Raw genomic sequence first — 8395 nt, 5'->3', positions numbered from 1 at the left:
TCTGGCGTTGACTTTTGGCACGCTGTTGAGTTCTCAAGGAACGGACGCTTCCTTTGTACTCACCCTCTCGGGCTTTCCTCCGGGCTTCCCTTCGGCATTTCGTGTTTCAAACTCTATCAGGCTTTTTCGCTCTCCCCGACCACCGTTTCGCGGACACGCAAAAGGAGATCGAGTTAATGATCAAGACTTGATAGATGCCGCCGACCCCCGACTCAAAGTCGCGCTGGGGTCAGGCAGGAGTACGACACTACATGCGGTCGGCCGACGCAGGCAAATCCATTCCGGTGCGTCCCCCGATCTGTCAACCGTCAGCTCTCATGCGGAACCGTCACTTCCTATGACTTACCCTTCTGAACAGCACGTCGTCCCCTCACAGGCGGTGACGGCGGACCCGATTTTCTCCGCTCTTGGGAGGCTCCCCATGACCCTCGTGACCGCCCCACTGCCCGGACACGTCATCGGGCTTGCCGCTGTCCCCGATCCGGTGTTCTCCGGCGCGATGGTGGGGCCCGGCACCGCCATCGATCCGGTGCGGGAGCCGGGCGAGGCCGTGTCTCCGGTCGACGGCGTGGTGGTCTCCCTGCATCCGCACGCCTTCGTCGTCGTCGACTCCGCCGACCACGGCGTACTGACCCACCTGGGTATCGACACCGTGCAACTCAACGGTGAGGGCTTCGAACTGCTCGTCGAGAAGGGCGACACGGTCCAGCGCGGACAGGCCGTCGTGCGCTGGAACCCCGCTGCCGTCGAAGCGGCCGGCAAGTCCCCTGTCTGTCCGGTCGTGGCGCTCGACGCCTCGGCCGGCTCCCTCTCCGACCTCCGCGAGGACGGCGAGGTGAAGGCCGGCGACTCTCTCTTCGGCTGGCAGTGACGGCGGCGCCGTATCTCGGGGACGGGCACTGAGCGCTCGTCGCACATCCATCGCGGCGACAGGATCGCCGCACAATCGGAGACGGTGAAATGCAGACAACGCTGCGAGGGGTCGGGGTCAGCCACGGAGTGGCGATCGGCGAAGTCCGTCATATGGGGACCGCGGTACTGGAGCCGCCGGCCAAGCAGATTCCGCCGGAGGAGGCCGAGCGCGAGCAGGGGCGCGCCCGCCAGGCCGTCGAAGCGGTGGCGGCCGACCTGATGGCCCGGGGCAATCTGGCCGGCGGCGAGGCGCAGGCGGTACTAGAGGCGCAGGCGATGATGGCTCAGGATCCTGAGCTGATGGCCGATGTGGACCGGCGGATCGCCGTCGGGAGCACGGCCGAGCGCGGGGTGTACGACGCGTTCGCCTCGTACCGCGCGCTGCTCGCCAATGCCGGTGAGTATCTGGCGGGACGGGCCGCGGACCTGGACGACGTGCGGAATCGTATCGTCGCCCGGCTGCTGGGCGTTCCGATGCCGGGTGTGCCGGACAGTGACGAGCCGTATGTACTGATCGCGCGCGATCTCGCCCCCGCGGACACGGCGTTGCTCGACCCGGCTCTGGTGCTCGGTTTTGTGACCGAGGAGGGCGGGCCGACGAGCCACAGCGCGATTCTGGCGCGGGCGCTCGGAGTGCCGGCCGTGGTCGCGCTGCCGGGTGCCAAGGAGCTGGCCGAGGGCACCCTGATCGCGGTCGACGGCAGTACCGGTGAGGTCTTTGTCGAGCCGAGCGCCGAGAAGCGGTCGGAGCTCGAGCGGGCGGCCGCCGCGCGGAAGGCCGCGCTGTCCGCCGCCACCGGGCCGGGTGCGACCTCGGACGGTCACAAGGTGCCGCTGCTCGCGAACATCGGCGGACCCGCGGATGTGCCGGCGGCCGTCGAGGCGGGTGCCGAGGGCGTCGGACTGTTCCGTACCGAGTTCCTGTTCCTGGACGACAGCCGGCAGGCGCCGTCGGAGGAGAAGCAGGTCGAGGCGTACCGCAAGGTGCTCGAGGCGTTCCCCGAGGGCCGGGTGGTCGTGCGGGTGCTGGACGCCGGCGCCGACAAGCCGCTGGACTTCCTGACCCCCGCCGACGAGCCGAACCCGGCGCTCGGTGTGCGTGGTCTGCGGAGTCTGCTGGATCACCCGGATGTGCTGCGGACCCAGCTGACGGCGCTGTCGAAGGCCGTTGCGGGACTGCCCGTGTATCTGGAGGTCATGGCGCCGATGGTGGCTGACCGTACGGATGCGAAGGCGTTCGCGGACGCGTGCCGTGAGGCGGGGCTGACCGCGAAGGTCGGCGCGATGGTGGAGATTCCGTCCGCCGCTCTGCGGTCCCGGTCGATTCTTCAGGAGGTCGAGTTCCTTTCCTTGGGGACCAACGATCTGGCGCAGTACACCTTCGCCGCCGACCGGCAGGTGGGTGCGGTGTCGCGGCTGCAGGATCCGTGGCAGCCCGCGCTGCTCGATCTGGTGGCGCTGTCGGCCGAGGGCGCCAAGGCCGAGGGCAAGAGCTGTGGTGTGTGTGGTGAGGCTGCCTCCGATCCGCTGCTCGCCTGTGTGCTCACCGGGCTGGGGGTGACGTCGTTGTCGATGGGTGCGGCGTCCATCGCCTATGTGCGGTCGGCCCTGGCGAAGCACACGCTGGCGCAGTGCGAGCGTGCCGCCGCGGCCGCGCGGGCCGCGGACACGGCCGAGGGCGCCAGGAAGGCCGCGCAGGCGGTGCTGTCCGGCGAGTGAACCGGCCGGCCGGATTCCGGCCGGGTTCTGAGGGGGCTTCCCGCCGCACTGTGGCGGGAAGCCCCTTCGGCGTTCAGTGGTGGGTGCCGGTGTCGTCGAGGCCGAGGTCGAAGCCGGCGCGGTACTCCACCCCTGGCTCCGGGGAGAGCGGCTCTCCGGTGTCCGCGTCGGTGCAGTAGGCGCTGAAGACCTCGCCCTCGGTGAGCGGGACGAGGCTGCCGCGGTGGAGGCGCCAGCCGTGCAGCCGGTCCGGTGTGTCGGGTGCTGTCGTACGGAGCACCACTCCCCCGGAGCTCTCCAGGGCGATGCCGACGGCGAGCACGCTGACGAATTCGGCGCCTTCGGACGAGTCGAGTTGGCCGGGCTCCCCGTCGGGGCGGTCGGTGTGGAGGACGGCGAGGAGTTGTTCGTCGGCCGCGGGGATGGAGCAGACGAGGTGGTGGGTGCCTCGTTCTGCCGCTTCGAGCAGTCGGAAGAGGATGTGGGAGGCACGCTCGAAGGCCGCGCGTCCGATGTCCAGTCCGCAGTCGGCGCACGCTCCGAGGTCGGCGAGGAGTGTCGTCGCGTACTCCCAGGTGGCCTTGCGGACCGCGGTGTTGATGAGGAGGGGGACAAGGCTGTCCAGGGACTGGCCGGTGTAGGCGACGGCGGCGCCGCCGGAGGCGATGCGGGCCGTGAAACGGCTGCGGCTGACCGCGGTGTCGGGGTCGAGCCCGGCGTCTTCGCAGTACTCCGCGAACTCCTCGGGGTCGAAGAGGGCGACGGTGGTGTGCACGCCCTGGGCCGCCAGGGATCTCAGCAGTCCGTCGATCTGCCGCAGATACGTGGCGTGGTCGTCGAAGGTGAAGGTGCGGTAGCACCGCATCGCGGCGAAGTCCCGCTCGTCGGCCAGCAGGCCGACGGTGCTGGGGACTTCGCGGCGCAGTCTGCGCCGCATGGTCCTGGCCGTCCTCTCCTGGCCGGACCTCTCCGCCCGGCCTGCCGGCCGGCTGTGCTCGGTGTGCGCCATGACTCCCCCTGAGCGCTGTCGATAATTACTCACTCACAGTAACCAGGGGGTCTGACAGTCGGCCGTGTGAGCCGTCGGCGGCCGGTGGCGGTCAGGCGGTCAGCGGCGTTCGCGGGCGAGGTTCTCGTAGAAACGCAGCAGTTCGAGGTTGTCGACGGATCCCGCGTTGACGGCCTTGTCCAGCGCGGTGCCCTGGAGGAGGCGTTTGACCGGGACTTCGATGCGCTTGCCGGTCAGGGTGTGCGGGACACCGGGGACTTCGATGATCTCGTCCGGGACATGGCGCGGGGAGAGCTGCGTACGGATCGTCTGCTGGATGCGCGTCCGCAGGGCGTCGTCGAGGACGGCGCCCTCGGCGAGATGGACGAAGAGCGGCATCCAGTAGCCGCCGTCCGGCTCCTCCAGGCCGATGACGAGGGATTCGCGGATCTCGGGGAGCCGTTCGACGGCTTCGTAGATGTCGGCGGAGCCCATGCGGACGCCCTGGCGGTTCAGGGTGGAGTCGGAGCGGCCGTGGATGACCACCGAGCCACGCTCCGTGATGGTGATCCAGTCGCCGTGGCGCCAGACGCCGGGGAACATCTCGAAGTAGCTGTCGCGGTAGCGGCTGCCGTCGGGGTCGTTCCAGAAGCGGATCGGCATGGACGGCATGGGGTTGGTGACGACGAGTTCACCGACCTCGCCGATGACGGGCTTGCCGTGCGGATCCCAGGACTGGAGGTCGGTGCCCAGGCAGGCCGCCTGAAGCTCCCCGATATGGACGGGGAGGGTGGGTACCGCTCCGGCGAAGCAGCTGCAGACGTCGGTGCCGCCGCTGACGGAGGCGATCCACAGGTCCTCCGCGACGTCGTCGTGGAGCCAGCGGAATCCGTCGGGCGGGAGCGGCGATCCGGTGGTGGCGACGCATTTCACGCGGGAGAGGTCGTAGTCGCGGCCGGGGTGTGCCTCCGCCTTGCGGCAGGCCATGACATATGCGGCGGAGGTGCCGAAGACGGTGGCGCGGGTCCGCTCGGCGACCCCCCACTGGGCGTCGATGGCGGGGAAGCCGGGGCTCCCGTCGTACAGCACGATCGTGGTGCCGGTGAGCAGCCCGGAGACGAGGAAGTTCCACATCATCCAGCCGGTGGAGGTGAACCAGAAGAAGCGGTCCTCGGGGCCGAGGTCGCAGTGCAGGCCGAGCTGCTTGAAGTGCTCCAGGAGGATGCCGCCCTGGGACTGGACGATGGCCTTGGGCAGGCCGGTGGTTCCCGAGGAGTACAGGACCCACAGGGGGTGGTCGAAGGGGACCTGTTCGAAGACGGGTCCTTCGTCGCCGGGTGTCGCCGGGCCGGCGGTGAGGTCCGACCACGCCAGGGCGCCTTCGGGGGCCGGGGTGCCCAGCAGGGGGATATGGACCACGGCCCGCAGGGTGGGCAGTTCGCGGCGGAGTTCTGCGACGGTCTCGGTGCGGTCGTGTTCCTTGCCGCCGTAGCGGTAGCCGTCGACGGTGAACAGCACGACGGGTTCGACCTGCTGGAAGCGGTCCAGGACGCTGCGGGCGCCGAAGTCGGGGGCGCAGGAGGTCCAGACTCCGCCGACGGCCGCGGTGGCGAGCAGCGCGGTGACGGCCTGCGGGATGTTGGGGAGATAGCCGCTGACCCGGTCTCCGGGGCGTACGCCGAGGGCGCGCAGTTCCGCGGCGAGCGCGGTCACCTGGCGGCGCAACTCGGCCCAGCTGACCGGCGTCGATTCTTGTGTCTCGTCGACATACAGGAGTGCCGGTTCATGGGCGCGGGCCGGGTCTTCGGCGGTGCGCAGGGCGTGTTCCGCGTAGTTGAGGGTGGCGCCGGGGAACCATGCGGCGCCGGGCATGGTGCGGTCGCCCAGGACGCGTTCGTACGGGGTGGAGAACCGTACGTCGAACCAGTCGGCGACGGCGGTCCAGAACGTCTCCAGCTCATCGACGGACCAGCGGTGCAGCGCCGCGTAGCCGCCCTCGGCCGGGGCCCCGTACCGCTCGGCCGCCCAGCTCTGGAAGTGGGTGACGCGGGCGGCCGCGATGCGATCGGGGTCCGGCTGCCAGAGGGGGGCTGGGCTGGCGACTGCGGTCATGGGGCGGCTCCCGGGCTGGCTCGACGCGTGGTGTGCGCATGTCGCGCGCACGGCGTGGGTGTGCGCGTGACGCGGCTGACAGGGACGATGCCATGTGATCGTCATTCGCACCAGGTTTCGCCACCCATGGTGGACACGGCGGATATGTGCTCTCACCACGGGTGAACGGGAGTTGAACGAAGCCCCGGAAAACGCGGCCGGATGGCAGGCTGATCAGCATGGACGGTCGTGAACTGGTGCGCTCGATGAAAATGGTCGGCTCGGTACAGGGGCTCCGCGCTGTGCGGTCGGCCTGGCGCCAGCGGCGTACGGATGCCAGAGAGGCGACGTCGCGTGGCACGGAGCGGGCCCGGGTGCCGGGTCAGGTCACCGGCGCCGAGCCGCTGCCGGGAGGCGGCACCGTACGGTTCGCGCGGGCGGAGCTGCATGTGTGCGTGACGGTGGCCGGCGCCGTCTTCTGGGGGTGGGACGGCGCGGAGCCGCTGCCGTCGTACGCACTCGCCGGTCTTCCTCCCGAGCCGGACCCGAGGGCCGAACTGGAGCCCGATACGGACGGCGGCTGGCGGGTGGTGTCGGAGCGGGTGACCGTGGCGGTCTCCCGCCACGGCGGTATCGAGGTCCGTACGCCGGGCGGTGTCGTGCTGCGCCGGGAGCTGCCGCCCCGCTGGTGGGACCGGAGCGCGGGCGGTCCCGCGCGCTGGGTGCAGCGGACCGAGGTGGCGGCGGACGCGCGGTTCTTCGGCCTGGGCGGGCGGGCCTCGGGGCCGCGGCTGCGGGACGGTACGTACCGGCTGTGGAACACCGATCCCGGTGGTGGCTTCGGCCCGGCCGACGATCCGCTGTACGTGACGATGCCGGTGCAGCTGGTGGTGGCCGACGCGGGGACGCATCTGGCGTTCCATGACAACTCGTGGGACGGCCGGGTCGTCCTCAGGGAGGGTGAGGAGGGCGCGGGCTCGGGACACGACAGGCCGGGCACCAGCGAACTGCGGATGGACGGCGGGCCGCTGCGCTGCTGGGTGGTGATCGGCACGCCCGCGCGCGTGCTGCACGGCTGGACCGCGCTCACCGGAGCGCCCGTGCCGCCGCCGTCCTGGGCGCTCGGTCCGCAGCACGCGCGCTGGGGCTTCGGCAGCGAGCGGGAGGTGCGGCGGGTCGTCGCGGGGTACCGGGAGCGGAATCTGCCGCTGTCCGCGATCCATCTCGACATCGACCACTACGACGCGCACCAGGTCTTCACCGTCGACCGTGAGCGCTTCCCCGATCTGCCGGTGTTCGCCAAGGAGCTGCGTGCCGACGGCGTCCGGCTGGTCTCGATCGTCGACCCCGCGGTGAAGGCGGAGCGCGGGACCGCGGTGTACGACGGTGGCTCCGCGGCCGGTGCGTTCGTCCGGGACGCGCGGGGCCGGGAGGTACGGGGCGTCGTCTGGCCCGGCGAGTGCGTCTATCCCGATTTCACGGATCCGGCGGCGCGTGACTGGTGGAGCGGACTCTATGAGGAGCGGCTCGCGCAGGGGTTCGCCGGGGTGTGGCACGACATGAACGAGCCGGTGTCCTTCGCCCCGTTCGGTGACACGACGCTGCCCCGGTCGGCCAGGCACCGGCTGGAGGGCAGGGGCGGCGACCACCGCGAGGCCCACAATGTGTACGCGCTGGCCATGGCGCGGGCCGGTTTCGACGGTCTGCGGCGGCTGCGGCCCGATGAGCGTCCTTTCCTCTTCTCACGATCCGGCTGGGCCGGGATGCAGCGGTACGGCGGCACCTGGTCGGGCGATGTGTCGACGGGCTGGCCGGGGCTGCGGGCCTCGCTCTCGCTGGTGCTGGGGATGGGGCTGTGCGGGGTGCCGTACTCCGGGCCCGATGTGGGCGGTTTCGACGGCATTCCGTCGCCCGAGCTGTATCTGCGCTGGTTCCAGCTGGGGGCGTATCTGCCGCTGTTCCGTACGCACTCGGCGATCGACGCGGGCCGCAGGGAGCCGTGGGAGTTCGGTCCTCAGGTGCTCGGACACGCGCGGTCGGCGCTCGCCGAACGGGAGCGGCTGCGGCCGTACTTCGTGACGCTGGCTCAGCTGGCCCGGCTCACCGGGGCGCCGTATGTGCGGCCGCTGTGGTGGGGCGCTCCAGAGGACCGGGCGCTGCGCGACTGCGAGGACGCGTTTCTGCTCGGTGACTCGCTGCTGGTCGCACCGGTGCTGGAACCCGGCACGGACCGGCGGGCGGTGCGTCTGCCGCGCGGGCGGTGGTACGACACGGCCACGGAGCAGGCGTACGAGGGCCCCGGGCAGGTACTGCTGGACGCGCCGCCGTCACGTATCCCGGTCCTGGCGCGGGCGGGTGCGGTGATCCCCGTACAGGCGGAGGACGGCCGTCTTGAACTGGAGGCGTGGGCGCCGGCGGCCGGACGCGCGGGCGGTGGGCTGGTGGTGCGCGACCCGGGCGACGGCTGGGGGCAGGCGGAGGTGGAGCGCTACACCTCACGGCTGGTGGACGGCGAGGTCCTGGTGGAGCGGGTGACGGACGAGGGGACGGCGGAGCCGGCGTGGGCCGTACGGGCCCGGGGTGCGGGTTCCGTACGCCGCGGGCGCGGGTGAGGTGAGGAGAGCGATGAGAGCTCCTCATGGCCCACGCGGAGCGATGAGCTCCTCGTTAGCCACGCCGGCTCTC

The 8395-nt window shown here is 71.0% G+C and carries 5 protein-coding genes; 3 read left to right on the top strand and 2 right to left on the bottom strand.

Annotation, left to right across the window (positions count from 1 at the left end):
• Positions 1–421 precede the first annotated feature (421 nt).
• Positions 422–871 (top strand): PTS glucose transporter subunit IIA, encoded by a 450-nt coding sequence (locus ACFVWW_RS23320; RefSeq protein ID WP_386878828.1) that lies wholly within the window; start codon positions 422–424, stop codon positions 869–871.
• 89 nt (positions 872–960) lie between these two features.
• Entirely contained in the window at positions 961–2631 is a 1671-nt protein-coding gene (gene ptsP, locus ACFVWW_RS23315; RefSeq protein ID WP_386878827.1) for a phosphoenolpyruvate--protein phosphotransferase, read from the top strand.
• A gap of 73 nt (positions 2632–2704) precedes the next feature.
• On the opposite strand, the gene ACFVWW_RS23310 is transcribed toward ptsP, so the two are convergent.
• Both ACFVWW_RS23310 and ACFVWW_RS23305 read right to left on the bottom strand, forming a co-directional pair.
• A complete protein-coding gene (locus ACFVWW_RS23310) occupies positions 2705–3640 on the bottom strand; it encodes a hypothetical protein (RefSeq protein WP_386878826.1) in 936 nt (311 codons plus the stop codon).
• Between the two features lie 99 nt (positions 3641–3739).
• On the bottom strand, positions 3740–5731 hold the full coding sequence (locus ACFVWW_RS23305) for an acetoacetate--CoA ligase (RefSeq protein WP_386878825.1): 1992 nt from the start codon (positions 5729–5731) through the stop codon (positions 3740–3742).
• A 218-nt stretch (positions 5732–5949) separates the two neighbouring features.
• Here ACFVWW_RS23305 and ACFVWW_RS23300 point away from each other — a divergent pair, with 218 nt between their 5' ends.
• Complete coding sequence (locus tag ACFVWW_RS23300) at positions 5950–8322, top strand: glycoside hydrolase family 31 protein (RefSeq protein ID WP_386878824.1); 2373 nt, start codon at positions 5950–5952, stop codon at positions 8320–8322.
• Positions 8323–8395 lie beyond the last annotated feature (73 nt).

Origin of the sequence: Streptomyces sp. NPDC058198, assembly GCF_042882605.1 — a bacterium.
In the GTDB taxonomy this organism is placed as follows: Bacteria; Actinomycetota; Actinomycetes; order Streptomycetales; family Streptomycetaceae; genus Streptomyces.
The sequence above is the reverse complement of the archived record's forward strand: the minus strand, read 5'-3'. Positions and strand labels throughout refer to the sequence as shown.